The following is a 25,735-nucleotide window of genomic DNA, read 5'->3' as shown; positions in this document are numbered from 1 at the left end:
GTAACCAGTCCCGGTGCGACCTAAGCGGGAGGCTGTGGATAACGCGGTCGCGGCCGCCCGCCGACCAGCGCCGGACAGCGACTAGAGTCGGCCGCATGACCAAGTGGGAATACGCAACCGTGCCGCTGCTCGTGCACGCCACGAAGCAGATTCTGGACACCTGGGGCGAGGACGGCTGGGAGCTCGTCCAGGTCGTGCCCGGGCCGAACAACCCCGAGCAGCTCGTCGCCTACCTGAAGCGGGAGAAGCAGGGATGAGCGCGGTCGAGGCGCGGCTGGCCGAGCTGGGCCTGACGCTGCCCGAGGTCGTGCCGCCGCTGGCCGCCTACCAGCCGGCCGTGCAGTCGGGGGTCTACGTCTACACGGCCGGTCAGCTGCCGATGGTGGAGGGCAAGCTCCCGGTCACCGGCAAGGTGGGTGCGGAGGTCACGCCGGAGGAGGCCAAGGACCTGGCGCGCACCTGCGCGCTGAACGCCCTGGCCGCCGTCAAGTCCGTCGCCGGCGACCTGGACCGCATCGCGCGCGTGGTGAAGGTCGTGGGCTTCGTGGCCTCGGCGTCGGACTTCACCGGGCAGCCGGGCGTGCTGAACGGCGCGAGCGAACTCCTGGGCGAGGTCCTCGGCGACAAGGGCGTCCACGCGAGGAGCGCGGTGGGCGTGGCGGTACTGCCGCTGGACGCGCCGGTGGAGGTCGAGATCCAGGTGGAGTTGACGGAGGCGTAAGGGCTCCGCGGGGCGGTGGGTTCACGGCGGCCGGTCCGGCCGGCGGACGCCCGGCACGCGGCGGCGACGTCGGGTGTCGGCGGCGGCGCCCCCGGCAAGCACGGCGTCGGCGCCCACGAGACTGCGGGCTCGGCGGCGGACGACCCGACCCGCCCAGCCCCTCGCGCCCGCGCACCGCGCGCCGCACCGCAGCTCCTCGCCCATGGCGGCGGACCGGTGATCGACGCGCTGCGCCGGCCGACCCGCCGTGGCCGCCGTCGGCGCGCCCGAACAGCGCCCGCCGACGTCGTGGCCTCCGGGACGGGGCTGCGGCCTGGCCGTCGTACGGGGCGTGGCACCCCTGGCCAGGACATGCCCATCGGCGGTCGTGCGGGAGCGTCGCGCCGGGGTGGCCGCACAGGGCGTCGCACGCGGCCTGGGAGAGGCGGACCGCACCCTTGATGGGCTGTATCTCGGAGGGCCGGCCCGCAAGGCGCTGCTCCGCCGCCGCTCATGTTGCCGAAACGGCAAATAGCCTCGCTCGCTCCACCCCGCCCCCCGCATGCTCGCTGCCGGTGCCCCGGTGCGCAGCGGCTGTCGGTGACGGTCCGCGCCCAGCCCGCCGGCAGCGGCCGCCAACGGCCCCGGCACCGGTCGGATCCAGCGCCCGGGAGGGCCCCATGCCGCAGACGCCCGTGACCGAAACCGTCCACCGCCTGGTGCCCTCGCCCGCCGGACGGATCCACCTGGTGGAACAGGGGACCGGACCGCTGGTCCTGCTCGTCCACGGCTTCCCGGAGTCCTGGTACTCGTGGCGTCGCCAGCTGCCCGTGCTGGCCGCCGCCGGCTTCCGCGCGGCAGCGATCGACGTGCGCGGCTACGGGCGCTCCTCCCGGCCGGATGCGGTGGACGCGTACCGGATGCTCGACCTGGTGGCGGACAACGTCGCCGTGGTCGAGGCCCTGGGCGAGCGGTCCGCGGTGATCGTCGGGCACGACTGGGGCGCGACCATCGCCGCCACCTCCGCGCTGCTGCGACCGGATGTGTTCCGTGCGGTGGGCCTGCTGAGCGTGCCGTACACCCCGCCCGGCGGGCCCCGGCCCAGCGAGGTCTTCGCGGGGATGGGAGCGGACGGCGGCGAGGAGTTCTACGTCTCCTACTTCCAGCGGCCCGGCCGGGCCGAGGCGGAGATCGAGCCCGACGTCCGCGGCTGGCTCGCGGGGTTCTACGCGGCCCTGTCCGCCGACACCATGCCCGCGCCCGGCGTCCCCGGCCCGCACTTCGTCGCCCGCGGCGGCAGGATGCGCGACCGGTTCCCGTCCGGGGGGCTGCCGTCCTGGCTCGGTGAGGACGGCCTCGACGTCTATGCGGGGGAGTTCGAACGCACCGGCATGACCGGTGCCCTCAACCGCTACCGGAACATGGACCGGGACTGGGCGGACCTGGCCGACCACCACGGCGCCCCCGTCACCCAGCCGTCCCTGTTCCTCGGCGGCAGCCTGGACCCCTCCACGACCTGGCTGTCCGACGCCATCGAGGCGTACCCCCGCACGCTGCCCGGACTGACCGCCTCGCACCTCCTGGACGGCTGCGGCCACTGGCTCCAGCAGGAACGCCCCGAGGAGACGAACCGCCTCCTGACCGGCTGGCTGGCCTCCCTCACCGTCTGACGCGGGAGCAGGCACGGGGGCCACTCGAACATCCGCCCGTCACGGGATAGCCTCCGGCCATGGCGAATGGGCAGTGGTACCCCCCGGAGTGGCCCGACCGCATCCGCGCGCTGGCGGCAGGCACCCTGACGCCGGTCACCCCGAGACGCGCGGCCACCGTCATGCTCCTGAAGGACACCGACACCGGGCCCAGGGTCCATATGCTGCGCCGGCGTGCCTCCATGGCGTTCGCCGGGGGCGCGTACGCCTACCCGGGCGGCGGGGTCGACCCGCGCGACGACGACCGTGACATCGGCTGGGCCGGTCCCACGCGCGCGTGGTGGGCGGACCGACTCGGCGTCGACGAGACCGGGGCCCAGGCGATCGTCTGCGCGGCCGTACGGGAGACGTACGAGGAGGCGGGCGTCCTCCTCGCCGGCCCGACGCCCGATTCCGTGGCCGGCGACACCACGGGCGCCGACTGGGAGGCGGACCGTGCGGCACTGGTCGCCCGGGACCTGTCCTTCGCCGAGTTCCTGGACCGCCGCGGGCTGGTGCTCCGCTCGGACCTCCTGGGCGCCTGGACCCGCTGGATCACCCCGGAGTTCGAGTCCCGCCGCTACGACACGTGGTTCTTCGTGGCCGCCCTCCCGGAGGGGCAGCGCACGCGCAACGCCTCCACGGAGGCCGACCGCACCGTGTGGACCCGCCCTCAGGACGCGGCCGACGGCTACGACAAGGGCGAGCTGCTGATGATGCCGCCGACCATCGCGACCCTGCGCCAGCTGGCGCCGTACGGCACGGCGGCGGAGGCGCTCGCCGCGGCCCCCGGGCGCGACCTGACGCCCGTCCTCGCCGAGGCACGCCTGGAGGACGGCGAGATCGTGCTCTCCTGGCCCGGCCACGACGAGTTCACCAAGCACATCCCGACGACCCGGACCGGGGGAGCCCCCGCATGACGGACGCAAGCACCCTGCCCGGCCAGCCACGGGGCGGGGTCCTCACGGGCCCGGCCACCGCACGGGCCGTCAACGTCCTGGCGCCCAACGCCTCGGCGATGACCCTGGACGGCACGAACACCTGGATCCTCGCGGAACCCGACTCCGACCTGGCCGTCGTGGTCGACCCGGGCCCGCTGGACGAGGGCCACCTGCGCACCGTCATCGACACGGCCGAGCGGGCCGGCAGGCGCGTCGCCCTCACCCTGCTGACCCACGGTCACCCCGACCACGCGGAGGGCGCCGCGCGCTTCGCCGAGCTGACCGGCACCAAGGTGCGGGCCCTGGACCCGGCGCTGCGGCTCGGCGACGAGGGGCTGTCCGCCGGGAACGTCGTCCGCGTCGGCGGCCTGGAGCTGAGGGTCGTACCGACCCCCGGACACACCGCGGACTCGCTCTGCTTCCATCTCCCGGCCGACCAGGCCGTGCTGACCGGCGACACCATCCTGGGACGCGGTACGACGGTCGTGGCGCACCCGGACGGCCGCCTCGGCGACTACCTGGACTCCCTGCGGCGGCTCAGGTCCCTCACCGTCGACGACGGCGTGCACACGGTGCTCCCGGGCCACGGTCCCGTCCTGGAGGACGCCCAGGGCGCCGTCGAGTACTACCTCGCCCACCGCGCCCACCGCCTGGCCCAGGTCGAGACGGCCGTCGAGGACGGCTACCGGACGGCACCCGAGATCGTCGCCCACGTGTACGCGGACGTGGACCGCTCACTGTGGCCGGCCGCGGAGCTGTCGGTACGGGCGCAGCTGGACTACCTGGAGGAGCACGGGCTCATCTAGGCCCTGTCGTTTGGATCATCCCGGCGTCGCGAGGCCTAGCCCGGCCGGCCGTGGCACCCGGCCCTCGGCCGGCCGTCGCACGAACAGGGCCCGTCTCTCACGAGACGGGCCCTCTCGGTGTACGGCCGAACGTCAGCGGGACCTCTTGGCGAGCCGCTCCACGTCCAGCAGGATCACCGCGCGGGCCTCCAGGCGGAGCCAGCCGCGCTGGGCGAAGTCCGCCAGGGCCTTGTTGACCGTCTCGCGGGAGGCGCCGACCAGCTGGGCCAGCTCCTCCTGCGTCAGGTCGTGCACGACGTGGATGCCCTCCTCGGACTGCACGCCGAAGCGGCGGGAGAGGTCCAGCAGGGCCCGGGCCACGCGGCCGGGGACGTCCGAGAAGACCAGGTCGGACATCGCGTCGTTGGTCTTCCGCAGCCGCCGCGCGACGGCGCGCAGCAGCGCCGCCGCCACCTCGGGGCGGGCGTTCAGCCAGGGCTGGAGGTCGCCGTGGCCGAGCCCGAGCAGCTTGACCTCGGTCAGTGCCGTGGCGGTCGCCGTGCGGGGGCCCGGGTCGAAGAGCGACAGCTCGCCGATGAGCTCGCCGGGGCCGACGACGGCCAGCATGTTCTCGCGGCCGTCGGGGGACGTGCGGTGGAGCTTGACCTTGCCTTCCGTGACCACGTACAGGCGATCACCGGGGTCGCCCTCGTGGAACAGCGAGTCGCCGCGGGCGAGGGTCACCTCACTCATGGAGGCGCGGAGCTCCGCGGCCTGCTCGTCGTCGAGCGCCGCGAAGAGCGGGTTGCGCCGCAGAACGTCGTCCACGAGTTCTCTCCTTGTCGACCTGCTCAGGGGATAGTGCATCCCCCGTGTACCAGGGGACCGTGGTGCCCATTGTGCTGGGCGGTCCAAACAGTGTGATCTGTCACAAGGATGCCGCACCGGCGTCCCGGGGTACGCGGCAGGGGTCCAATTGGGGGCCGATCTTCGGGGTCCGGGACGGATGTCCGAGCCGGGCCGTAGGCTGGCCGGGTGTCCAAATCGCCGGTGAGAGCACAGGCCGAGGGGGCTGGACGGGTGGTTGTACGTCGAGATTCCGCTGTGGGCGAACAGAGCCCCGATGGCGGCAGGAAAACGGCGAAAGCGACAAAGAAGGCTGCGCCTGTGAAGAAGACGGCCGCTGCGAAGAAGACGACCGCGAAGAAGACGGCTGTAAAGAAGACGGCCGGGAAGAAGGCGGCTGCGAAGGAGACGGCCGGGAAGAAGGCGGCCGTGCAGAAGGTGCCGCCTTCCGAGAAGGCCGCGCCCGCCAAGAAGGCCGCCCCCAAGAAGGCCGCCGTGAAAAAGGCACCGCCCCCCAGGAAAGTGGTCGCCGCCCCCAAGGACGGCACGGCCGCCGTCAAGGGTGTCGCCCCCGCGCAGACCGTCGCCTCCAGGCCGCCGAGGGAGGAGTCGCGCACCGCCCTGGTCCGCCGTGCCCGCCGGATCAACCGTGAGCTCGCCGAGGTCTACCCGTACGCCCACCCCGAGCTGGACTTCGACGACCCCTTCCAGCTGCTGGTCGCCACGGTCCTGTCCGCCCAGACCACCGACCTCAGGGTCAACCAGACCACGCCGGCCCTGTTCGCCAAGTACCCGACCCCGGAGGACCTGGCCGCCGCCAACCCCGAGGAGGTCGAGGAGATCCTGCGTCCCTGCGGGTTCTTCCGGGCCAAGACCAAGTCGGTGATGGGGCTGTCCAAGGCCCTGACGGAGGAGTTCGGCGGCGAGGTCCCCGGGCGCCTGGAGGACCTCGTCAAGCTGCCCGGCGTCGGCCGCAAGACCGCCTTCGTCGTCCTCGGCAACGCCTTCGGCCGCCCCGGCATCACCGTGGACACGCACTTCCAGCGCCTGGTGCGCCGCTGGGAGTGGACCGGCGAGACCGACCCCGACAAGATCGAGGCCGCCGTCGGCGCGCTGTTCCCCAAGAGCGACTGGACGGACCTCTCGCACCATGTGATCTGGCACGGCCGCCGCATCTGCCACGCCCGCAAGCCCGCCTGCGGCGCCTGCCCCATCGCCCCGCTCTGCCCGGCGTACGGCGAGGGCGAGACGGACCCGGAGAAGGCGAGGAAGCTGCTCAAGTACGAGAAGGGCGGCTTCCCGGGCCAGCGCCTGAAACCCCCGCAGGCATACCTGGACGCGGGCGGCACACCGGCGCCGCCGCTGAGGGCCGCCGGATGACGCCCCGGGCGTCGCGGGGCCCCCGGGAAGGGACCCAGGAACGATCTCGGGGCCGTCGGGCGTTGGACCCGGCAGGACGACGGGGGTGGCGATGACGCACGCGAGCAACACCCGGGGCGTGGCACTCAGCAAGGAGGGCCTGCCCGGCTGGCTGGATCCGGTGGTGCGGGCCGTGGAGACGGTGCGGCCGGGCCAGCTGAGCCGCTTCCTGCCGCCGGAGGACGGCGCCGGGCGGCAGTCCGCCGTGCTGATCCTGTTCGGCGAGGGCGAGCGTGGCCCCGAGCTGCTGCTCATGGAGCGGGCGAGCTCCCTGCGCTCCCACGCCGGCCAGCCCTCCTTCCCGGGCGGCGCCCTCGACCCCGAGGACGGCGACCCGGGGGCCGAGGGGCCGCTGCGGGCCGCGCTCCGCGAGGCGGAGGAGGAGACCGGGCTCGATCCGGCCGGCGTGCAGCTCTTCGGGGTCCTGCCCAAGCTCTACATCCCGGTCAGCGGCTTCGTCGTCACCCCGGTGCTGGCCTGGTGGCGCGAGCCGAGCCCGGTAGGAGTCGTCGACCCGAAAGAGACCGCCAGGGTCTTCACCGTTCCCGTGGCGGATCTCACGAATCCGGACAACCGCGTGACAGCCATTCACCCCAGGGGCCACCAAGGTCCGGCATTTCTGGTCGAATCGGCCCTGGTGTGGGGCTTCACGGCCGGAATCATCGACCGGCTGCTCCACTACGCGGGCTGGGAACGACCTTGGGACAGGGGGAAGCAGGTCCCGCTCGACTGGCGGTCATGACAGGGTGTCTGCCGTGCTGTGTTTTCCCGGGGAACGCTGTGTCCGAATGCCGCTGCACGGCGTGCTGACCTCCCGGCCGACCTGCGGTGACCGCGGACTGACGAGGCGAGGCTTGAAGCGGTGAACGTGCTGGACATCCTGTTGCTGGTCGCCGCCGTGTGGTTCGCGATCGTCGGCTATCGCCAGGGCTTCGTCGTCGGCATCCTGTCGGTGATCGGCTTCCTGGGCGGCGGTCTCGCCGCCGTCTACGCGCTCCCCGTCATCTGGGACGCCCTGACGGACAACGCCGAGGTGAGCACCACCGCGGCCGTCGTCGCCGTCGTCGTCGTGATCGTCTGCGCCTCCGTCGGCCAGGCCCTGACCACACACCTCGGCAACAAGCTGCGCCGGTACATCACCTGGTCCCCGGCCCGCGCCCTGGACGCGACCGGTGGCGCCCTCGTCAACGTCGTCGCGATGCTGCTGGTCGCCTGGCTGATCGGCTCCGCCCTCGCGGGCACCACCCTGCCGACGCTCGGCAAGGAGGTCCGCAGCTCCAAGGTGCTGCTCGGTGTCTCCCGGGCGCTGCCCACCCAGGCCGACACCTGGTTCGCGGACTTCTCCTCCGTCCTCGCGCAGAACGGCTTCCCGCAGGTCTTCAGCCCGTTCTCCAACGAGCCGATCACCGACGTGCAGCCCCCGGACCCGGCGCTGGCGGGCAGCCCGGTGGCCACCCGCTCGCAGCGCTCCATCGTCAAGGTCATGGGCACCGCCCAGAGCTGCGGCAAGGTCCTGGAGGGCACCGGCTTCGTCTTCGCCGACCGCCGTGTCATGACCAACGCGCACGTGGTGGGCGGTGTCGACGAGCCCACCGTGCAGATAGGCGGTGAGGGCCGGAAGTACGACGCCAAGGTCGTCCTCTACGACTGGCAGCGCGACATCGCCGTACTGGACGTGCCCGACCTGAGCGCGCCCGCGCTGCGGTTCACCTCCGAGGACGCGAGCCGCGGCGACGGCGCGATCGTCGCCGGGTTCCCGGAGAACGGGGCGTACGACGTCCGTGCCGCGCGTGTGCGCGGCCGCATCACGGCCAACGGCCCGGACATCTACCACCGCGGCACCGTCCGCCGCGACGTCTACTCGCTCTACGCGACCGTCCGCCAGGGCAACTCCGGCGGCCCGCTGCTCACCCCTGACGGCAAGGTCTACGGCGTGGTCTTCGCCAAGTCACTCGACGACGCCGAGACGGGGTACGCGCTCACCGCGGACGAGATCCAGGAGGACATCACCAGGGGGCGCACCGCGAACCAGCAGGTGGACAGCGACAGCTGCGCGCTCTGAGCCGCTGGGAGGCGTCAGCCGCGAGTGTGCCGCAGGCGTACCGAGACCCAGCGGGCCCGGCGGCGCAGGATGCGCGGGATTCCCACCCTGAGATCGGTCTCCGGCAGCTGCGCGGATCCATCGCGCTGGTGGGTGCTCACACCGCTCGTGGAGCGGCGATCGCGTGCTGCGTCACTGTAGTCGTGCGTCCAGCCCATACCCCGACGTCTGCCCCTGGCCCAAGGTCGATAACCGCCTCCGGAGCCCCCAATTGGCCTATGCGCCGGGCAAGTGGCCGCTCCTGGGACAGGCATTCCGGTCCGGACACCGGGTGCGCCCGTTCGGTCACCGTTGCAGGTCGTCCCCGATCGGATCGGTCAGCGATCGGGCTCGGGATCCTTCAGCCAGTTGATCAGTTCCGCGGAGAAAGTGACCGGATCCTCCTCCTGCGGAAAATGCCCCAGTCCGTCGAACAGCCGCCAGCGGTACGGCGCTTCGACGTACTCGCCGGACCCGGCCGCGCTGCGCGTGCGCATCACCGGGTCGAGTGAGCCGTGCAGGTGCAGCGTCGGCACCCGCACCGGCCGCTTCATGCGGCGGTTGAACTGTATGCCGTCGGGGCGTGCGAGGGACCGCACCATCCAGCGGTACGGCTCGATCGAGCAGTGCGCCGTGGACGGGATGCACATCGCGCGCCGGTAGACCTGAACCGCCTCGTCGTCCGGCAGACGGGGCCCGGACCACTCCTGGATCAGCCGTCCCACGAGCGCGCCGTCGTCCGCGGTCAGCTGCCGCTCCGGGATCCAGGGCCGCTGGAACCCCCAGATGTACGAGCCCGCCTTCGTCTGCCTGACGTCGGCGAGCATCGCCGAGCGCCAGCGGCGGGGGTGCGGCATCGAGGCCACCGCGAGGCGCCGTACCAGCTTGGGGCGCATCGCGGCCGCCGTCCACGCCAGGTAGCCGCCCAGGTCGTGGCCGACCAGCGCGGCGTCCGGCTCGCCCAGGGAGCGGATGACGCCGGTGATGTCGAGGGCGAGGTTGGCGGGGTCGTATCCGCGCGGGGTGCGGTCGCTGCCGCCGACGCCCCGCAGGTCCATGGCGACGGCCCGGAAGCCGGCGTCGGCGAGCGCGACCAGCTGGTGCCGCCAGGTCCACCAGAACTGCGGGAAGCCGTGCAGCAGCAGCACCAGCGGCCCGTCCCCGAGCTCCGCGATGTGGAAGCGCGCGCCGTTGGCGGCCACGTCCCGGTGGGTCACTTCCCGCCCGCCGGGGACGTCGAGCCGTACGACCGAAGCGGGTTGCGCCGAGGGGGATGGCCCGGAAGGACCGGAAGGACCGGAAGGAGTGGAGGAGCCCGTCATGAGGATGAGCGTGCCACAGCCTCGATGGCCTCGGGCGACCGGTCCTCCAGCGCCTGCCGCGGGTGCGGCTTGGCCTTCTGCAGCACGCCCGCGGACTCCTTCATCGAGGCGGCGACCTTCTGCGGGCCCTTGCTCTTCTTGGCCTTCTTCGCGAAGGTCACACCGATCAGCGCGAGGACCACCGCGACGAGGACGTTCGCCGCGAAGGACAGCAGGAAGCAGATCGCGAGGTTCCAGTCGCTCCAGGTCCGGATGCCGTACGCCAGCGCGAAGTTGAGCATCGGCAGCGAGAACAGCAGGATCGCGGCGGCCACCGTGAACGCGCCGCCGCTCGTCGCCCCGCGCTTGACGTCCTGCTTCAGCTGTGCCTTCGCCAGCGCGATCTCGTCGTGCACCAGCGCCGACAAGTCGGTCGTGGCCGAGGCGAACAGCTGGCCGATGCTGCGTTCGGCGCCGACCGGGCTGCCGTCGGGTGCGCTCATCGCGGTCTCCCTCTTCTGCGTACGGTTCCGTCTTCCGAGTGCGGTGCCGTCTTCTGTCTGACGTGTGTCCGACTGCGTACGGTCCCGTCTTTTGTACCGTCTCGTCAGATCATGCCGGACCGCCGCGGTCATCGCCTGCCCCGCCCGGCACTTCGGCAAGCCCGCGTCGTTCGGCGGCCTTCAGCTCGGCGAGCCTGCGGTGCTCGGCGGCCTTGCGCTCGTAGATGCCGGCCATGCGCAGGTGGTACGCCGGGTCGTCCTCCTCGTAGATGTCCGGGATGCCGTCGCTGTCCTCGTCGCGCTCCTCGGCCTCCGACAGCCTGCGGTACTTGGCGTTGCGCAGCTTCAGCAGCACCGTCGCCAGGGCCGCCGCGACGAGGGAGCCGGTCAGGACGGCCGCCTTGACCTCGTCCGTCATCGCCGTGTCGCCCTCGAAGGCGAGCTCGCCGATGAGCAGCGAGACGGTGAAGCCGATGCCGGCGAGGGTCGCCACCGCGAAGACGTCGGCCCATGCGAGGTCGTCGCTGAGCGCCGCCCTGGTGAAACGGGCCGTCAGCCAGGTGCCGCAGAAGATGCCGATCGCCTTGCCGGCCACCAGCCCGAGGACCACACCGAGCGTCTCCGGCTGGGTGAACACGTCGCCCAGTGCGCTGCCGGAGACCGAGACACCCGCGCTGAACAGCGCGAACAGCGGCACGGCCAGACCCGCCGACAGAGGGCGCACGCGGTGCTCGATGCGCTCGCCGGGGGAGTGCTCCTCGCCCTCGCGCGCCGTGCAGCGCAGCATCAGGCCCATGGCGACGCCGGCGATGGTGGCGTGGACGCCGCTGTTGTACATCAGCGCCCAGATGACGAGGGCGAGCGGGACGTACACGTACCAGCCGCGTACGTTCTTCCTGAGCAGCAGCCAGAAGACGGCGAGGCCGACGACGGCGCCGCCGAGCGCGGCGAGGTCGATGTCGTCGGTGAAGAAGACCGCGATGATCAGGATCGCGAACAGGTCGTCGACGACGGCCAGGGTGAGCAGGAAGGCGCGCAGGGCGCTGGGCAGCGACGTGCCGATGACCGCGAGCACGGCCAGCGCGAAGGCGATGTCCGTGGCGGTGGGCACGGCCCAGCCCGCCAGGGAGCCGCCGCCGGTGACGTTCGTGAGGATGTACACGAGCGCCGGTACGGCCATCCCGCACGCCGCGGCCACGACCGGCAGCACGGCGGCCCGGGGGTCCTTGAGGTCCCCGGCGACGAGTTCGCGTTTGAGCTCGATACCGGCGACGAAGAAGAAGATCGCGAGCAGTCCGTCGGCGGCCCAGTGCTCGACCGACAGGTGCAGGCCGAGGGCCTCGGGGCCGAGGTGGAAGTGGCCGACGCTTTCGTAGCTGTCGTGCAGCGCGGGGACGTTCGCCCAGAGCAGCGCCGTGATCGCGGCGACGAGCAGCAGCACACCGCCGACGGTCTCGGTGCGCAGCGCGTCCGCGACGAAGGTCCGCTCGGGCAGGGACAGACGTCCGAGGATTTTGCGGGTGGTGGTGCGGGGCGTGGCCACGGGGACCTCCGGTCGGTGGGCAGGACGGAACGACTGCCGACCAGACTTCCCGGCGCACCTATTTTGTTCAGCCTATCCAAAGTACGTGGGGAGGAATCCGGCGATCCCTGCATCAGGTGCCGAAAGGGGCACCCGGCGCTGTCTGCCGGGTGCCCCTCAGGGACGTACGTACTCTCAGTCCTCGCTCGGCGCCGCCGGGAGCTTGGCCTGGATGAGGTCCATGACGGTCGAGTCCGTCAGCGTGGTGACGTCACCGAGCTGACGGTTCTCCGCGACGTCCCGCAGCAGGCGCCGCATGATCTTGCCGGAGCGGGTCTTGGGCAGCTCGGCCACCGGCAGGATCCGCTTGGGCTTGGCGATCGGCCCGAGGGCGCCGCCGACGTGGTTGCGCAGCTCCGCCACCAGGTCCTCGGTCTCCGCCGCCGTACCGCGCAGGATCACGAACGCCACGATCGCCTGACCGGTCGTCTCGTCCGCCGCGCCCACGACGGCCGCCTCGGCCACCGAGGGGTGGGAGACGAGCGCCGACTCGACCTCCGTGGTGGAGATGTTGTGCCCGGACACGAGCATCACGTCGTCGACCCGGCCCAGCAGCCAGATGTCGCCGTCGTCGTCCTTCTTGGCACCGTCACCGGCGAAGTACTTGCCTTCGAAGCGTGACCAGTACGTGTCGATGAACCGCTGGTCGTCGCCCCAGATGGTGCGCAGCATCGACGGCCACGGCTCGGTGAGGACCAGGTAGCCACCGCCGCCGTTCGGCACCTCGTTCGCCTCGTCGTCGACGACGGTCGCGGAGATGCCGGGCAGCGGCCGCTGCGCCGACCCCGGCTTGGCCTCCGTCACGCCGGGCAGCGGGGTGATCATCATCGCGCCGGTCTCGGTCTGCCACCAGGTGTCGACGACCGGTGTCCTGTCGGCGCCGATGTTCTTGCGGTACCAGATCCACGCCTCGGGGTTGATCGGCTCGCCGACCGATCCCAGGATGCGGAGGGAGGACAGGTCGAACTTCGCGGGGATGTCGTCGCCCCACTTCATGAACGTACGGATGGCCGTGGGCGCGGTGTAGAGGATCGTGACGCCGTACTTCTGCACGATCTCCCAGAACCGGCCCTGGTGCGGGGTGTCCGGCGTGCCCTCGTACATGACCTGGGTGGCGCCGTTGGCGAGCGGCCCGTAGACGATGTACGAGTGCCCGGTGACCCAGCCGACGTCGGCGGTGCACCAGTACACGTCGGTCTCCGGCTTGAGGTCGAAGACGGCCCAGTGCGTGTACGAGGTCTGCGTGAGGTAGCCCCCGGACGTGTGCAGGATGCCCTTCGGCTTCCCCGTCGTGCCGGAGGTGTAGAGGATGAACAGCGGGTGCTCCGCCTCGAACGCCTCGGGCGTGTGCTCGGCGGACTGCCGCTCGACGAGCTCGTGCCACCACACGTCGCGGGAGTCGTTCCAGGCGACCTCCTGGCCGGTGCGGCGGACCACGAGGACGTGCTCGACGTTGCCCGCCTTCTCGACCGCCTCGTCGACGGCCGGCTTGAGCGCGGACGGCTTGCCGCGCCGGTAGCCGCCGTCGGAGGTGATGACGACCCGGGCGTCGGCGTCCTGGATACGGGTCGCGAGCGCGTCCGCCGAGAAGCCGCCGAAGACGACCGAGTGCGCGGCGCCGATCCGGGCGCAGGCCAGCATCGCGACCGCCGTCTCCGGGATCATCGGCATGTAGATCGCGACGCGGTCGCCCTTCTCGACTCCCAGCTCCAGCAGGGCGTTGGCCGCCCTGGAGACCTCGTCCTTGAGCTGGGCGTAGGTGAGGGCGCGGCTGTCGCCGGGCTCGCCCTCGAAGTGGATGGCGACGCGGTCGCCGTGCCCGGCCTCCACATGCCGGTCCACGCAGTTGTACGCGACGTTGAGCGTGCCGTCCTTGAACCACTTGGCGAACGGCGGGTTCGACCAGTCGAGGGTCTCCGTCGGCTCCTTGGCCCAGGTCAGCCGGCGGGCCTGCTCGGCCCAGAAGCCGAGCCTGTCAGCCTTGGCCTGTTCATACGCCTCCGCGGTGACGTTGGCGTGCGCGGCCAGGTCTGCGGGGGGTGCGAACCTGCGTTCTTCCTTCAGCAGGTTGGCCAGGCTTTCATTGCTCACGACTGCTCCCTTTCCCAGGGTTGTCCGGCTGTGTCCCAGGCCACAGCTCATCAGACCGGGTGGTCCGGTGACAAGGGCCGTCCGGAAAATGGTTTAGACCTGTTCGCGGGGGTCTCCGCAGGACTTTTCCGTGGGCTTTACGGCGGCTTGGGTCATCCGTACCCACGGACGTCGGGCCGCCGGAGTTCAGCACTTGTAACGCCTTTCACACTCCGGCCCAACTACAGGTGAAGCGCACCGACGAGAGGGGACACGAGTGGACGACATACGGGGCGGGCCCACCGCGGCGGCACGCGACCCCCAGCTCTTCGAAGAGTTCTACCGGCGCCACGTGGACGCCGTGACGTCTTTCGTGGCCCGGCGTGTCGCCGACGTCCACACGGTGGCGGACCTGACGGCCGAGGTGTTCCTCGCGGTCCTGGACTCCGCCCACACCTACCGCCCCGGGCGGGGTGGAGAGCGGGCCTGGCTCTACGGCATCGCCCGCAATGTCGTCGCCTCCGAGCGCCGTCGGACAGCCCGGGAGACGGCGCGTGAGGTGCGCGTCTCGGGGCGGCGGTTGCTGGAGTCCGACGACATCGCCCGGCTCGAGGACAAGCTCGACGCCGAGAGCCCGGGCCGTCGTGCGCTCGCCGCGCTGGAACGGCTGCCGGACGGCGAACGGGCCGTCGTGGAGCTGGTCGTGGTCGACCAGCTCACGGTCACGGAGGCGGCGGCCGCGCTGGGCATCCGCCAGGTCACGGCCCGAGTCCGCTTGCACCGAGCCCGCAAGGCCCTGCGGGCGGAGGCGGACACGGCGGTGCCGGACCGGCAGCGCGGTACGGCCCTGTCGTACGCCATGGGGGGAGCGGGCGGGCCCGGAGGCGTCGGGCGCGGGGGCAACGGGCCAGCCAGGGGTGTCAGGGGCGTCAGGGGAGCCGAGGGGTCTGGAGGAGAGGCATGAACACGAAGACGACGTTCGAGGACCGGCTGCTGCGGGAGTTGCAGCATGAGATCGAGGTGCGTGGCGTCGAGGCGGGCGGGGCCGAGGCGCGGGCGGCGGAGATGCGCGGAACCGAGTTGTGCGGAGCCGAGTTGCGCGGGGTGGGTGTGGTGAGGCGCCCTCGGGCCAGGGGGCTGCTCACCGGCCGGCGGCTCGCCCTCGCCGCGGGGGCCTGCGCGCTGGCCGGTCTCGCGGTGGTGCTCGTGCCGGGGTCCCCGGCCGACTCACCGGCGTACGCGGTCGAACGGCACGGCGACGGCAGTGTCACGCTCACCCTCGTCAAGCTCGTGATCGGCCCCGAGTCCCAGCGCCGGCTGGCCGAACGACTGCGTGCCGAGGGCATCGACGTCACCATCGACAGCCTGCCGTTCGGCCACCAGTGCGCCCAGCCGCGGGGGACCTTGCTGTCGGGCACCGTCGACCGGGCCTTCATCGGTGACAAGGCGCCCGAGGACGGTTCCGTCCCCGTCGGCCCCACCGACCCGGCCTTCGACCGCGAGTGGCAGGTCACCCTGCATCCCGGCGACTCCCTCGGCATCGAGAACACCGCCCGCAAGGACGGCGAACCCGGTCCGAACACCGAGAGGTTCTACGCGATCAAGGGTCGGATGAAGCCTTGTGAGCCGGAGTCCTTCGGCTGACCCGGGCCGAGGTGCGAAGTGCTGAAGTGCTGAAGTGCCCTGGGGCGGGGGCCGATGGCCCTGGCCGGCGGTGCCCGGCGTCGCCGGTGCGGGGTGCGCTCGATCGTGACCGCACCCCGCGGGCCCCGCACTTACGCCGGCTGGTCGGCGCGTACGTGGTCGAACACCCGGTCCCCGCCCGTGTCGGTGAGCAGGTAGGCCTGGGCCTCGCCCACGTGGAAGTACATCCCGTGCAGCTCCAGCTCGCCTTCCCGCAGGGCGCGGGCCACCGACTCGTGGGCGCGCAGGTGCTCCAACTGCTGGACCACGTTGGTCAGGCAGAGCCGCTCGACCGCGTCGGCGGGTTCGCGTCCGGCCAGCCCGGCCCAGGGGCGGCTGTCGTCGGCCATGCGCTGCAGGCTCGGCGTCCCGTGCCGCAGCCACCGCTTGAGCGGCGTCTGGGCGCCCCCGGGCTCGGAGTTGAGCAGTGCCTGCATGGCTCCGCACCCGGAGTGCCCGCACACCGTGATGGAGCGCACCTTCAGCACGTCCACCGCGTACTCGATCGCCGCGGCCACCGAGTCGTCGCCGCTCTCCTCGCCGGGCAGCGGTACGAGGTTGCCCACGTTGCGCACCACGAAGAGGTCGCCCGGACCACTGGAGGTGATCATCGAGGTGACCAGCCGTGAGTCGGCGCAGGTCAGGAACAGCTGCGAGGGCCGCTGCCCTTCGCGCGCCAGCCGGGCCAGCTCGCTGCGCACCAGGGGTGCCGTGTTGCGCTGGAACGCGCTGATGCCTCGGGCCAGTTCGTGTCCGCTCGGCTCACCGGTTCCGCCCTCGGGGCTGCCGTGGAGCAGTGCGGCCTGCGGGCGTTCGCACTGGTGGTTGCGCCAGGGCGTCCAGGGACGGCAGCGGCATCCCGCGGGGTCCGCCGGCTCGGCGATGCGCGTGCCGGGACGGCGGCCGGTGATCTCGACGGTGCCGCCTCGCGCGGTGTGTGTGTTCTGCCAGTCCTGCAGCGTCTCGTAGGCCGCGTGGTCCATGAACGACCCGTCCAACTCGACGACGGTTTCGGCCCCTTGGGGTACGAGATGCAGGGCCCGGCTGAGCCGCGGCACCGCGAGGAACGTCAGCTGCCCTCTTACGTGTACGTGATGGACTCCTTCCCTTTCTTCGTGGGTGATACGGGTGCGGGTGAGGCGGTGCAGGGCGACGCCGACGGCCATGGCGACCCCCAGTCCGACACCCTCCAGGACGCCGAGGGACACCACGCCGAGGGTGGTGACGACGTACACCAGCACTTCACGGTGGCGGGTCACCGTGCGGATGTGGTTCAGGGACACCATCTGGATGCCGACGGCCATCACCAGGGCGGCGAGCGAGGCGAGCGGGATGAGCTCCAGGACGGGGACCATCAGCAGCGCGGCGACCACTACGAGAACGCCGTGCAGCATCGTGGAGTTCCGGCTCACGGCACCCGCGTTCACATTCGCCGAACTCCGCACGGCCACGCCGGCCACGGGCAGTCCGCCGAGTGTGCCGGAGACGATGTTGGCGGCGCCCTGGCCGAGCAGCTCGCGGTCCAGGTCGGCGCGCCCGACCTGGGCGGGCAGGGCCGGCCGTGCGGCCACCAGCTTGTCCACGGCGACCGCGCCGAGCAGGGACTGAACGCTGCACACCAGCGTGGTGGTGAGTACCGCGGCGACGAGGCCGAGCACCGGGCCCTCGGGCAGCGCGGCCAGAGCGTGGCTGGTCCAGGTCGGCAGGTCGACCTTGGGCAGGCGCAGCCCGGCGAGCGCCGCGACCGCGGTGGATCCCGCGACGGCGATGAGCGCGGCCGGGACCTTGCGCAGCAGCCGACCGGCCCGGCCGGGGAGCCGTGGCCAGAGCAGCAGCAGGGTCAGCGTCAGCGCGCTCACCGACACGGAGGCCGGCTGCAGCCCCGCCAACTGGGCGGGCAGGGCACGGAGGTTGTCGGGGACGGAACTCTGTGGAGTGCCGCCGAGGACGATGTGCAGCTGGGCGACGGCGATGGTGACGCCGATGCCGGCGAGCATGCCGTGCACGATGGCGGGGCTGACGGCGAGCGCCGAACGCGCCACCCGCAGACAGCCCAGGCCCAGCTGGGCGAGGCCGGCCAGGACGGTGATGGCGCAGGTCGTACGCCACCCGTAGCGGTGGATGAGGTCGGCGGTGACCACCGTGAGTCCGGCGGCGGGGCCGCTGACCTGGAGTGGGCAGCCGCCCAGCCATCCGACGACGATGCCACCCACCGCGGCGGCCACGAGGCCGGCCTGGAGGGGCGCGCCGGTGGCGAGGGCGATGCCCAGGGACAGGGGCAGGGCGATCAGGAAGACGGCGATCGAGGCCGACACGTCGGCGCCCGCGATGCGGAAGCGGCGCGGTCGGGTCGGCGGCGGGCTGTGGGGTTGGTGGATGCGCTTGGTCCGAGTCGGGTCGGTGGCGCGGGTGGGGATGCAAGCTGACATGTTTCCCGTCTCCTCCGGGGCTGCGCGGTCGCGGAACAGGTGGTCCCCCCTCTCGCGTCGGGGGGTCGGTCGCGGCCGTGGGTCACGGCGTACAGCGGCGGGATGATCAACGCTCGGTAAATGGATCGTAATGCAGAGTAAAGGCCAGGCATAGACATTCCGGGCAAATGGCGTAACGAATCACTCCGAAGGGTGAAGTAGCCCTTAAGTCTGCTTGTCGTGTTAATTCCTTTTCGGGTCCATGGGACCTTGGCGGCGTTGGCCGAGAGAAGGAAGAAGGTGAGCGGACATGGCCGCCGCTGAGAGGATCGCCGCGGGCAGTGTGGTCGCCGCGGCCTGCGCCGTCTCGCTCGCCGGCTGCGGGGCCGGCGTCAAAGGGCCTCGGGAAGGGGTGCCCGGCCCGGCCCCGGCGCCCAAGAGCGCTGTGCGGCTGATCGGTGACGGGTCCACCGCGTACACCGGAGCGCAGCCGCACCTGCCCAGACCGGGGCGTCTCAGGCCCGGCCAGAAGCCCCCGCAGTTCGTGGTGTTCTCCTGGGACGGCGCGGCGGAGGACGGTCAGCGGCTGTTCTCCCGCTTCCGCAAGGTGGCCCGGGACAACAACGCGACGATGACGTACTTCCTCAGCGGCGTGTACCTGCTGCCGGAGGACAAGCGTGACCTGTACAAGCCGCCGCAGCACTCCCCGGGCCGTTCCACCATCGGCTTCAACGACCGGCAGGGCATTGCCGACACCGTGAAGCAGCTACGCCTGGCGTGGCTGGAGGGCAACGAGATCGGCACCCACTTCAACGGCCACTTCTGTGGCAGCGACGGCGGGGTCGGCGAGTGGTCGGTCAAGGAGTGGAAGGAGGAGGTCGCCCAGGCCAAGCGGTTTGTGAAGACCTGGCGGACCAACGCGGGGATGACGGACGCGGCCCCACTGCCCTTCGACTACGACAAGGAACTCATCGGAGCCCGCACGCCCTGCCTGGAGGGCCGGAAGAATTTCCTGCGGGCCGCCCGCCAGCTGGGCTTCCGCTACGACAGCAGTGGCATCAACGACCAGGTCTGGCCTGAGAAGAAGCACGGCCTGTGGGACCTGTCGATGCAGCTCGTGCCGTTCCCCGGCCACTCGTTCGAGCAGCTCACCATGGACTACAACTTCATGTTCAGCCAGTCGGGCAGGAGCACCCAGGGAGACCCCCGCCACCACGCGCGCTGGGGCCGGCAGATGCGGGACAGCCTGCTCAGTGGCTTCCGCCGGGCCTACGACGGCAACCGCGCACCCCTGATCATCGGCAACCACTTCGAGTCCTGGAACGGCGGCACCTACATGCGCGCCGTCGAGGACGTGATCGAGCGGGTGTGCACCAAGCCCGAGGTGCGTTGTGTCTCCTTCCGACAGCTGGCGGACTGGCTGGACGCCCAGGACCCCGGGACGCTTCGGAAGCTGCGCACGCTGAAGGTCGGCGAGGCCCCCGAGCGAGGCTGGGCGTCCTTCCTGGCGGCCCGGCACGCCCCGGCCCCGAAGGGGGCGCCCGGGACGCGGGCGGCCCGGCAGTAGCCGCAGTCAGGCCATGGCCGCAGCCGGCCGGTAGCCACCGTCACGCGGGTGCGGCCACGCCCTCGCCGAGGACGAACCCGGGGTCGACCTGTGCCGCCAGGTCGGTCCCCGTGCGCTCGTTGCCCCAGGACTGGGCGTTCTTCAGGTGGAAGTGCACCATCTGGCGTGTGTAGCGCTCCCAGTCCCGCAGCTCGTACGTCGCGTCGGCGGTCGTGTGCAGCGTGCGCAGCGCGCGGCGGTTGGCGTCCTCCAGCAGGTCGAACCGGGGCGGCCGGCCCTTCTCCATGGCGCGCACCCAGTCCGAGTGCCCGACCGTCACGAGCAGATCGTCCCCGACCTCGGCGCGGAGGAAGTCGAGGTCGTCCTGGCCGTGCACCTTGTTGCCGACGACCTTCAGGGTGACGCCGTAGTCGCCGGCGTACTCCTTGTACTGGCGGTAGACGGAGACCCCCCTTCTGGTCGGCTCGGCGACGAGGAACGTGATGTCGAAGCGGGTGAACATACCGGAGGCGAAGGAGTCCGAGCCCGCGGTCATGTCGACCACGACGTACTCGTCGCGGCCGTCGACCAGGTGGTTCAGGCACAGCTCCACCGCTCCCGTCTTGGAGTGGTAGCAGGCGACCCCCAGGTCGGCGTCCGTGAAGGGTCCCGTGACCATCAAACGGACGGTGGCGCCGTCGAGTTCCACCGGCCTGGCGCAGGCGTCGTAGACGGGGTTGTCCTCACAGATCCGCAGCAGCCGCGAGCCCGCGCCTGGCGGGGTCGTCTTGATCATCGTCTCGGCGGACAGGACGCGCGGGTTGGTGCCGCGCAGATAGTTCTTGATCAGCGACAGGTGTTCTCCCAACGCGGGCAGCCCGGCCGCCTCCGCCTCGTCCAGGCCGAGTGCGGCCCCGAGGTGCTGGTTGATGTCGGCGTCGATGGCGACGACGGGCGCGCCAGTGGCCGCGAGATGGCGGATGAACAGGGAGGACAGGGTGGTCTTGCCGCTGCCGCCCTTCCCCACGAAAGCAATTTTCATGTTCACTAAGCGTAGTAGGGAGATGGCTGTACGTGCCGGGCGGCGTGAAGAAGACCACTCCTTCGTGGGGTGTGACGCCGCTGTGCGTAGGGTCGTACCCATGAGTACGACAGGCGCGACCGCCGATCCGCCCCCGAGCTCTCGAAAAGGCTCGAACGGGGCGGACCCCCTTGCGGCCCTGGGCGCACTGCCCGGTGTGGCCGAGTCCGTGGAGTCCGTGCGCAAGGCTGTGGACCGGGTCTACGGACACCGGGTCATGCGGCGCCGCAGCAACGAGATCACCTCCGAGGCGGCGCTGCGCGGCGCCCGCGGCTCGGCGGCGCTCTCCGGCGCCGACTGGGCCCTGGAGGAGGTGCGGCGGCGCACCGACTTCAGTGGCGACGACGAGGCGCGCACGATGGGTGCCGCTCTCCGGCTGACGGCGGAGGCGGGCCAGCTGCTGTCCGTCTGGCGGCAGTCGCCCCTCAGGGTGCTGGCGCGACTGCACCTGGTGGCGGCGGCGGACAAGGCCGACGAGGTCGGCCGGCCGCGTCAGGAGGGCGAGCCGGTCGACGAGCCGCTGATCGAACTGCCGCTGCCGAGCGCGGCGGAGACACACGGCCGCCTGGAGGGCCTGGCCGAACTGATCATCGCGGGAAGTTCCGCTCCCGCACTGGTGATGGCGGCCGTCGTGCACGGCGAGCTCCTCGCGCTGCGCCCGTTCGCCTCGCACAACGGGCTCGTCGCGCGCGCGGCCGAGCGCATCGTGCTGGTCGGCAGCGGTCTCGATCCGAAGTCGGTGTGCCCGGCCGAGGTGGGCCACGCCGAACTGGGCCGCGCGGCCTACCTGGCGGCCCTCGACGGCTATGTCTCCGGGACCTCGGAGGGTATGGCCGCCTGGATCGCCCACTGCGGCAAGGCGGTCGAGCTGGGCGTGCGCGAGTCGACGGCGGTGTGTGAGGCGCTGCAGCGCGGGGCGGCCTGACACGGCTGTCCCGTCGGCGGCACGCGCGGGTGGCGGTACACGGAAAAGGCCCCCGTAAGGGGGCCTCGCAGAGATGCGGCGGTACGAGAATTCGTACCGCCGCTGGCATGACCACCGGGTTACCAAGCGTCCTCGATATGTGCCCATCAGGTCGGGAACTTTGCCCGTCACCTGGTGCGGCTGGCCCGTAATCGACGGGTCGACGTCGCGTGGGTGCCCGATGTTCATGCTCGGTCCGTGGGGCCAATTGCGTTTTTAAGGTGATCCTCTCGGATGGCCTTGGTCTCGCGGGCCGTTGACTCCTTTGTACTCCAGGACCGGAGCAAGCGGAAGTCCTGGTTGCACTTCTTTACTTTTAGCCTCAAAAGGTTGCAAACGGACGCTGATATGCCGAGCGGCGCCGAAGCTTCGGCGGTATGCCAGGTCAGACCACCGTCGCCCGGCGCCTGCTGGCGTACCAGACGAGGCCCGCGGTGGCCGCAGCGGCGCCTATCGCGGCGACCGCCACCAGCGCCGGACGGGGCGGTACGGAGAACGCGGGCAGCCTCTGCTTGAGCCGCACGGGGCGGTGGAAGTCGAGAACGGGCCACCCGCGCGCGAGTGCCTCACGGCGCAGGGCGCGGTCCGGGTTCACGGCGTGGGGACGGCCCACGGACTCCAGCATCGGCAGGTCGGTGACCGAATCGCTGTAGGCGTAGCAGCGGGAAAGGTCATAGCCCTCGGACTCGGCCAGCTCCCTGATCGCCTCGGCCTTGGTCGGGCCGTACGCGTAGTACTCCACCTCTCCGGTGAAGCATCCGTCGTCGCCCACGACCATGCGGGTCGCCACGACCCGGTCCGCCCCGAGCAGCTCGCCGATCGGCTCCACCACCTCGGCACCCGATGTCGAGACGATCACCACGTCGCGGCCGGCGGTGTGGTGCTCCTCGATCAGGGAGGCGGCCTCGTCGTAGATGATCGGGTCGATCAGGTCGTGCAGTGTCTCGGCGACGAGGTCCTTGACCTGCTGGACGTTCCAGCCGCGGCACAGTGCGGACAGGTACTGCCGCATGCGCTCCATCTGGTCATGGTCGGCGCCGCCCGCGAGGAAGACGAACTGGGCATATGCGGTACGCAAGACTGCCCGGCGGTTGATCAGGCCGCCTTGGTAGAACGACTTGCTGAACGTGAGCGTGCTCGACTTCGCAATGACCGTCTTGTCCAGATCAAAGAAGGCCGCTGTGCGGGGCAAGGAGTGGTTTTCCACGCCCCAGAGCATAGGGGCAGCCCATTCGGCGTAAGGTGGGGCGCGTGGGTTTGCCTGAGAGGGCTCTCGGGTACACCATGGAAGTCACGGATCGTTCGCGACCGTGCTAACCCGGTCCGACTCCTCCCCCCCCGAGTCGGCCGTGGAGACGACCCCCGCTCTCCCCCCCGGCGGGGGTCGTCGCATGTCCGGGTGGGTTTTCCCCTTCTGTGTGCGGCTGAGGAGCCGGTTGGTGGCAGTTGCGGCCGGCCTCGTGGCATGCCCATGATCCCTCACTGTCCGTAGTCATCGGACTGCTCTGCGGAGGTCGTACAGAGGGTGGCGCAGGGCTCACCGGTATGGGTGACGGCGATATTCACAACCGTCGAGTTGTCCACAGTTATCGACCAAGATCCACAAGATTTCCGGGATCGCTGCACCGTGATTCCAACGCGCCTCGGCCGCGGCCAGTTCCATGGCCGGTTCCGTTTGTCGTGCGCGTATGGCCGGTTCGTATCGGCCGTTCATATGGAGGGCCGGTTGCCGGTTCTCCACACGCTTGGGAATCGCGGGGCCGCAGGGGCTGCGCGAGAGATGCAGCGAAGGGGGACCAAGACCGTGCCCGGAGCCGTCACACACGGACCGCCGCCCGCCGCCGGAGGGCGGCAGAGCGGACCGCTGATCGTCACCGAAGACGCCGAACTCCTCGACGACCTGCTGCGCCTGTGCGCGGCGGCCGGCGCCACACCCGAGGTGCACCACTCGGTGCCCGAGCAACGGGGCAGCTGGGAGGCCGCGCCACTCGTCCTGGTCGGCGACGACGCCGCCCGGCGCGTCCGCGGGGCCGCCCGCAGACGGGGAGTGGTGCTGGTCGGCCGCGACCAGGACGACTCAGGGGTCTGGCGGCGAGCCGTCGAGATCGGCGCCGACCACGTCCTGATGCTGCCCGACGGCGAACAGTGGCTGGTCGACCGCATCGCGGACGTCGCCGAGGGCGTCGGCCGGCCCGCCCTCACCGTCGGCGTCATCGGCGGCCGGGGCGGCGCCGGAGCGTCCACGCTGGCCTGCGCGCTCGCCGTCACCTCCGCGCGTGAGGGACTGCGCACCCTGCTCGTGGACGCCGATCCGCTGGGCGGCGGACTCGACGTACTCCTCGGCGGCGAGACGGCCGAGGGACTGCGGTGGCCCGCGTTCGCCGCCTCCCGCGGGCGAGTCGGCGGCGGAGCCCTGGAGGAGTCCCTGCCCGCGCTGCACTCGCTTCGGGTGCTCAGCTGGGACCGCGGCGACTGCGTCGCCGTCCCGCCGCAGGCCGTACGGGCGGTGCTCGCCGCGGCCCGGCGCCGCGGCGGCACGGTCGTCGTCGATCTGCCGCGCCGCATCGACGACGGGGTCGCCGAGGTCCTCGCCCAACTGGACGTCGGGCTCCTCGTCGTCCCCGCCGAACTGCGCGCCGTAGCCGCGGCCGGCCGCGTGGCCTCCGCCGTCGGCATGGTCCTGCGCGACCTCCGGGTCGCGGTACGCGGGCCGTACGCGCCCGGGCTCGACGACCGGGAGGTGGCCCGGCTCCTCGGACTGCCCCTGGTCGGCGAGGTCCCCGTCGAGTCCGCACTGCTGCGCCCGAACGAGAGCAAGCGGCCACCCGGCGCGTCCGGCCGCGGACCGCTGGCGCGCTTCTGCAAGGAGTTCTGGGAGCGGGCGTTGCTGGAGGCGGGTGCGGCATGAGGACGGCGTCCGGGATCGAGTGGGCGGGCGGTGCGGTGGCGGCACCGAGGAGTGGGGCACCCGAGTGGGACACGGCTTCTGAGAGGAGTGCCAGTGCCGGCAGGCGCGGAGGGCCCGCGGGGATGCCTCCCGGGCTGCTCGACGGCGTCCGGCAGTGGCTCGCCGAGAGCGGGGCGGAACCGACACCCGCGCGCGTGGCGCAGGCGCTGCGGGAGCAGGGGCGGGTGCTCGGGGACGCCGAAGTGCTGGGGGCCGCCGAGCAGTTGCGGTCCGAACTGGTCGGCAGCGGGCCGCTGGAGCCGCTGCTCGCCGATCCCTCGGTGACCGACGTGCTGGTGTCCGCCCCGGACCGGGTCTGGGTGGACCGGGGCGGCGGACTGGTGCTGACGGACGTCGCCTTCCCGGACGCGGCGGCCGTACGACGCCTCGCGCAGCGCCTCGCCGCCGTGGCCGGACGCCGTCTCGACGACGCCCGGCCCTGGGCCGACGCCCGGCTGCCCGACGGAACCCGGCTGCACGCGGTGCTGCCCCCGGTCGCCGTCGGCTGCACGTGCCTGTCGCTGCGCGTCGTACGCCCGCGCGCGTTCACGCTCGACGAACTGGTGGCCGCGGGCACCGTGCCGCCGGGCGGGGACCACGTGCTGCGGGCGCTGCTGCGGGCACGGCTGTCCTTCCTCGTCAGCGGTGGAACCGGCAGCGGCAAGACGACCCTGCTCAGCGCGCTGCTGGGGCTCGTCGGGCCGGGGGAGCGGATCGTGCTCGCCGAGGACTCGGCGGAGCTGCGCCCGGACCATCCGCACGTCGTGCGGCTGGAGACCAGACCCGCCAACCAGGAGGGCGCCGGGCTCGTCACCCTGGAGGACCTGGTGCGGCAGGCGCTGCGGATGCGGCCGGACCGGCTGGTCGTCGGCGAGGTGCGGGGACCCGAAGTGGTCCACCTCCTCGCCGCGTTGAACACGGGCCACGAAGGTGAGTGAACGCCTCAACCATACATAGAGCCGAGCAGACAGCGAAGAGCCCCCGCCCATGCACCACGGGGGAGGCACACAGACGGGGGCAGTTTCAGGGGTGGGGCTACTCGACTCGGGTCACCCGGGCATGGTCAGTGAAGACGCGCCGGAATGTGTCGTGCGAGGGGTTCCGGCCGGTGTGCCTGAGACACCAGAGCTGCACACTCTCTTCGCTGCCAGCGCCGGACGATTCCTCACAGCCGGTCGCCGTGCAGAAAGC

22 protein-coding genes and 1 pseudogene are annotated in these 25,735 nt (G+C 71.7%); 14 read left to right on the top strand and 9 right to left on the bottom strand.

The genetic code is table 11. The annotated features are described in order from the left end of the window. The first annotated feature begins 95 nt into the window (after positions 1 to 95). From NW895_RS24250 to NW895_RS24230, 5 genes are all read left to right on the top strand, one after another. Positions 96 to 257: a DUF4177 domain-containing protein gene (locus NW895_RS24250; protein WP_142194045.1), complete on the top strand. Its 162-nt coding sequence runs from the start codon at positions 96 to 98 to the stop codon at positions 255 to 257. Beyond that, positions 254 to 721 carry a RidA family protein gene (locus tag NW895_RS24245; protein WP_289938001.1) on the top strand — a complete coding sequence of 156 codons (468 nt, stop codon included), beginning with the start codon at positions 254 to 256 and terminating at the stop codon, positions 719 to 721. Before NW895_RS24250 ends, NW895_RS24245 begins: the two co-directional genes overlap by 4 nt. 659 nt (positions 722 to 1,380) lie before the next feature. Next, positions 1,381 to 2,370: an alpha/beta hydrolase gene (locus NW895_RS24240; protein WP_289938000.1), complete on the top strand. Its 990-nt coding sequence runs from the start codon at positions 1,381 to 1,383 to the stop codon at positions 2,368 to 2,370. A gap of 59 nt (positions 2,371 to 2,429) precedes the next feature. Further along, a complete protein-coding gene (locus NW895_RS24235) occupies positions 2,430 to 3,308 on the top strand; it encodes an NUDIX hydrolase (RefSeq protein ID WP_289937999.1) in 879 nt (292 codons plus the stop codon). Then, positions 3,305 to 4,135 (top strand): MBL fold metallo-hydrolase, encoded by an 831-nt coding sequence (locus NW895_RS24230; RefSeq protein ID WP_289937998.1) that lies wholly within the window; start codon positions 3,305 to 3,307, stop codon positions 4,133 to 4,135. The genes NW895_RS24235 and NW895_RS24230 overlap by 4 nt, the downstream gene beginning before the upstream one ends. A 132-nt stretch (positions 4,136 to 4,267) precedes the next feature. On the opposite strand, the gene NW895_RS24225 is transcribed toward NW895_RS24230, so the two are convergent. Further along, positions 4,268 to 4,942, bottom strand: coding sequence for a Crp/Fnr family transcriptional regulator (locus NW895_RS24225; RefSeq protein ID WP_029382547.1), 675 nt, complete (start codon positions 4,940 to 4,942; stop codon positions 4,268 to 4,270). 339 nt (positions 4,943 to 5,281) lie between these two features. Here NW895_RS24225 and nth point away from each other — a divergent pair, with 339 nt between their 5' ends. The 3 genes from nth (at position 5,282) to NW895_RS24210 (ending at position 8,441) form a co-directional block, all read left to right on the top strand. Then, entirely contained in the window at positions 5,282 to 6,340 is a 1,059-nt protein-coding gene (gene nth / locus NW895_RS24220) for an endonuclease III (protein ID WP_289937990.1), read from the top strand. Positions 6,341 to 6,431: 91 nt separating this feature from the next. Next, entirely contained in the window at positions 6,432 to 7,121 is a 690-nt protein-coding gene (locus NW895_RS24215; protein ID WP_289937989.1) for a CoA pyrophosphatase, read from the top strand. Positions 7,122 to 7,241: 120 nt separating this feature from the next. After that, on the top strand, positions 7,242 to 8,441 hold the full coding sequence (locus tag NW895_RS24210) for a MarP family serine protease (RefSeq protein WP_289937987.1): 1,200 nt from the start codon (positions 7,242 to 7,244) through the stop codon (positions 8,439 to 8,441). A gap of 14 nt (positions 8,442 to 8,455) precedes the next feature. Here NW895_RS24210 and NW895_RS24205 read toward each other — a convergent pair whose 3' ends face one another. The 5 genes from NW895_RS24205 to acs form a co-directional block, all read right to left on the bottom strand. After that, on the bottom strand, positions 8,456 to 8,638 hold the full coding sequence (locus tag NW895_RS24205; protein ID WP_289937985.1) for a hypothetical protein: 183 nt from the start codon (positions 8,636 to 8,638) through the stop codon (positions 8,456 to 8,458). 159 nt (positions 8,639 to 8,797) lie between these two features. After that, complete coding sequence (locus tag NW895_RS24200) at positions 8,798 to 9,781, bottom strand: alpha/beta hydrolase (protein ID WP_289937984.1); 984 nt, start codon at positions 9,779 to 9,781, stop codon at positions 8,798 to 8,800. Next, the gene (locus NW895_RS24195) at positions 9,778 to 10,263 is read right to left on the bottom strand and encodes a phage holin family protein (RefSeq protein ID WP_289937983.1); all 486 of its coding nucleotides are present in this window, start codon (positions 10,261 to 10,263) and stop codon (positions 9,778 to 9,780) included. The genes NW895_RS24200 and NW895_RS24195 overlap by 4 nt, the downstream gene beginning before the upstream one ends. 109 nt (positions 10,264 to 10,372) lie before the next feature. Then, positions 10,373 to 11,806 carry a Na+/H+ antiporter NhaA gene (gene nhaA, locus NW895_RS24190; RefSeq protein WP_289937982.1) on the bottom strand — a complete coding sequence of 478 codons (1,434 nt, stop codon included), beginning with the start codon at positions 11,804 to 11,806 and terminating at the stop codon, positions 10,373 to 10,375. 174 nt (positions 11,807 to 11,980) lie between these two features. After that, positions 11,981 to 13,936, bottom strand: coding sequence for an acetate--CoA ligase (acs, locus tag NW895_RS24185; protein WP_289937981.1), 1,956 nt, complete (start codon positions 13,934 to 13,936; stop codon positions 11,981 to 11,983). A gap of 256 nt (positions 13,937 to 14,192) precedes the next feature. Here acs and NW895_RS24180 point away from each other — a divergent pair, with 256 nt between their 5' ends. After that, on the top strand, positions 14,193 to 14,879 hold the full coding sequence (locus tag NW895_RS24180; RefSeq protein ID WP_289937980.1) for an RNA polymerase sigma factor: 687 nt from the start codon (positions 14,193 to 14,195) through the stop codon (positions 14,877 to 14,879). Next, positions 14,876 to 15,559 carry a hypothetical protein gene (locus NW895_RS24175; RefSeq protein ID WP_289937979.1) on the top strand — a complete coding sequence of 228 codons (684 nt, stop codon included), beginning with the start codon at positions 14,876 to 14,878 and terminating at the stop codon, positions 15,557 to 15,559. Before NW895_RS24180 ends, NW895_RS24175 begins: the two co-directional genes overlap by 4 nt. Positions 15,560 to 15,690: 131 nt before the next feature. Here NW895_RS24175 and NW895_RS24170 read toward each other — a convergent pair whose 3' ends face one another. Beyond that, complete coding sequence (locus NW895_RS24170) at positions 15,691 to 18,027, bottom strand: SulP family inorganic anion transporter (protein WP_289937978.1); 2,337 nt, start codon at positions 18,025 to 18,027, stop codon at positions 15,691 to 15,693. Positions 18,028 to 18,316: 289 nt separating this feature from the next. Here NW895_RS24170 and NW895_RS24165 point away from each other — a divergent pair, with 289 nt between their 5' ends. After that, positions 18,317 to 19,573 (top strand): hypothetical protein, encoded by a 1,257-nt coding sequence (locus tag NW895_RS24165; RefSeq protein ID WP_289937977.1) that lies wholly within the window; start codon positions 18,317 to 18,319, stop codon positions 19,571 to 19,573. Between the two features lie 40 nt (positions 19,574 to 19,613). On the opposite strand, the gene NW895_RS24160 is transcribed toward NW895_RS24165, so the two are convergent. Continuing rightward, positions 19,614 to 20,594: an ATP-binding protein gene (locus NW895_RS24160; protein WP_289937975.1), complete on the bottom strand. Its 981-nt coding sequence runs from the start codon at positions 20,592 to 20,594 to the stop codon at positions 19,614 to 19,616. Between the two features lie 100 nt (positions 20,595 to 20,694). Here NW895_RS24160 and NW895_RS24155 point away from each other — a divergent pair, with 100 nt between their 5' ends. Next, positions 20,695 to 21,558 carry a Fic family protein gene (locus tag NW895_RS24155; RefSeq protein WP_289937974.1) on the top strand — a complete coding sequence of 288 codons (864 nt, stop codon included), beginning with the start codon at positions 20,695 to 20,697 and terminating at the stop codon, positions 21,556 to 21,558. Between the two features lie 424 nt (positions 21,559 to 21,982). Here the strand turns inward: NW895_RS24155 and NW895_RS24150 are convergent, their stop codons facing one another. Then, positions 21,983 to 22,816: an HAD-IB family hydrolase gene (locus NW895_RS24150; RefSeq protein ID WP_289937973.1), complete on the bottom strand. Its 834-nt coding sequence runs from the start codon at positions 22,814 to 22,816 to the stop codon at positions 21,983 to 21,985. A gap of 561 nt (positions 22,817 to 23,377) precedes the next feature. On the opposite strand from NW895_RS24150, the gene ssd reads away from it, so the two are divergent. Together ssd and NW895_RS24140 are read left to right on the top strand one after the other, a co-directional pair. Beyond that, positions 23,378 to 24,505 carry a septum site-determining protein Ssd gene (gene ssd / locus NW895_RS24145; protein WP_289937972.1) on the top strand — a complete coding sequence of 376 codons (1,128 nt, stop codon included), beginning with the start codon at positions 23,378 to 23,380 and terminating at the stop codon, positions 24,503 to 24,505. Between the two features lie 122 nt (positions 24,506 to 24,627). Beyond that, positions 24,628 to 25,476 (top strand): annotated as a pseudogene (locus NW895_RS24140) (TadA family conjugal transfer-associated ATPase); the annotation flags it as partial. Positions 25,477 to 25,735 lie beyond the last annotated feature (259 nt).

The organism is Streptomyces sp. S.PNR 29 (genome assembly GCF_030386795.1).
Lineage (GTDB): Bacteria > Actinomycetota > Actinomycetes > Streptomycetales > Streptomycetaceae > Streptomyces.
The sequence above is the reverse complement of the archived record's forward strand: the minus strand, read 5'-3'. Positions and strand labels throughout refer to the sequence as shown.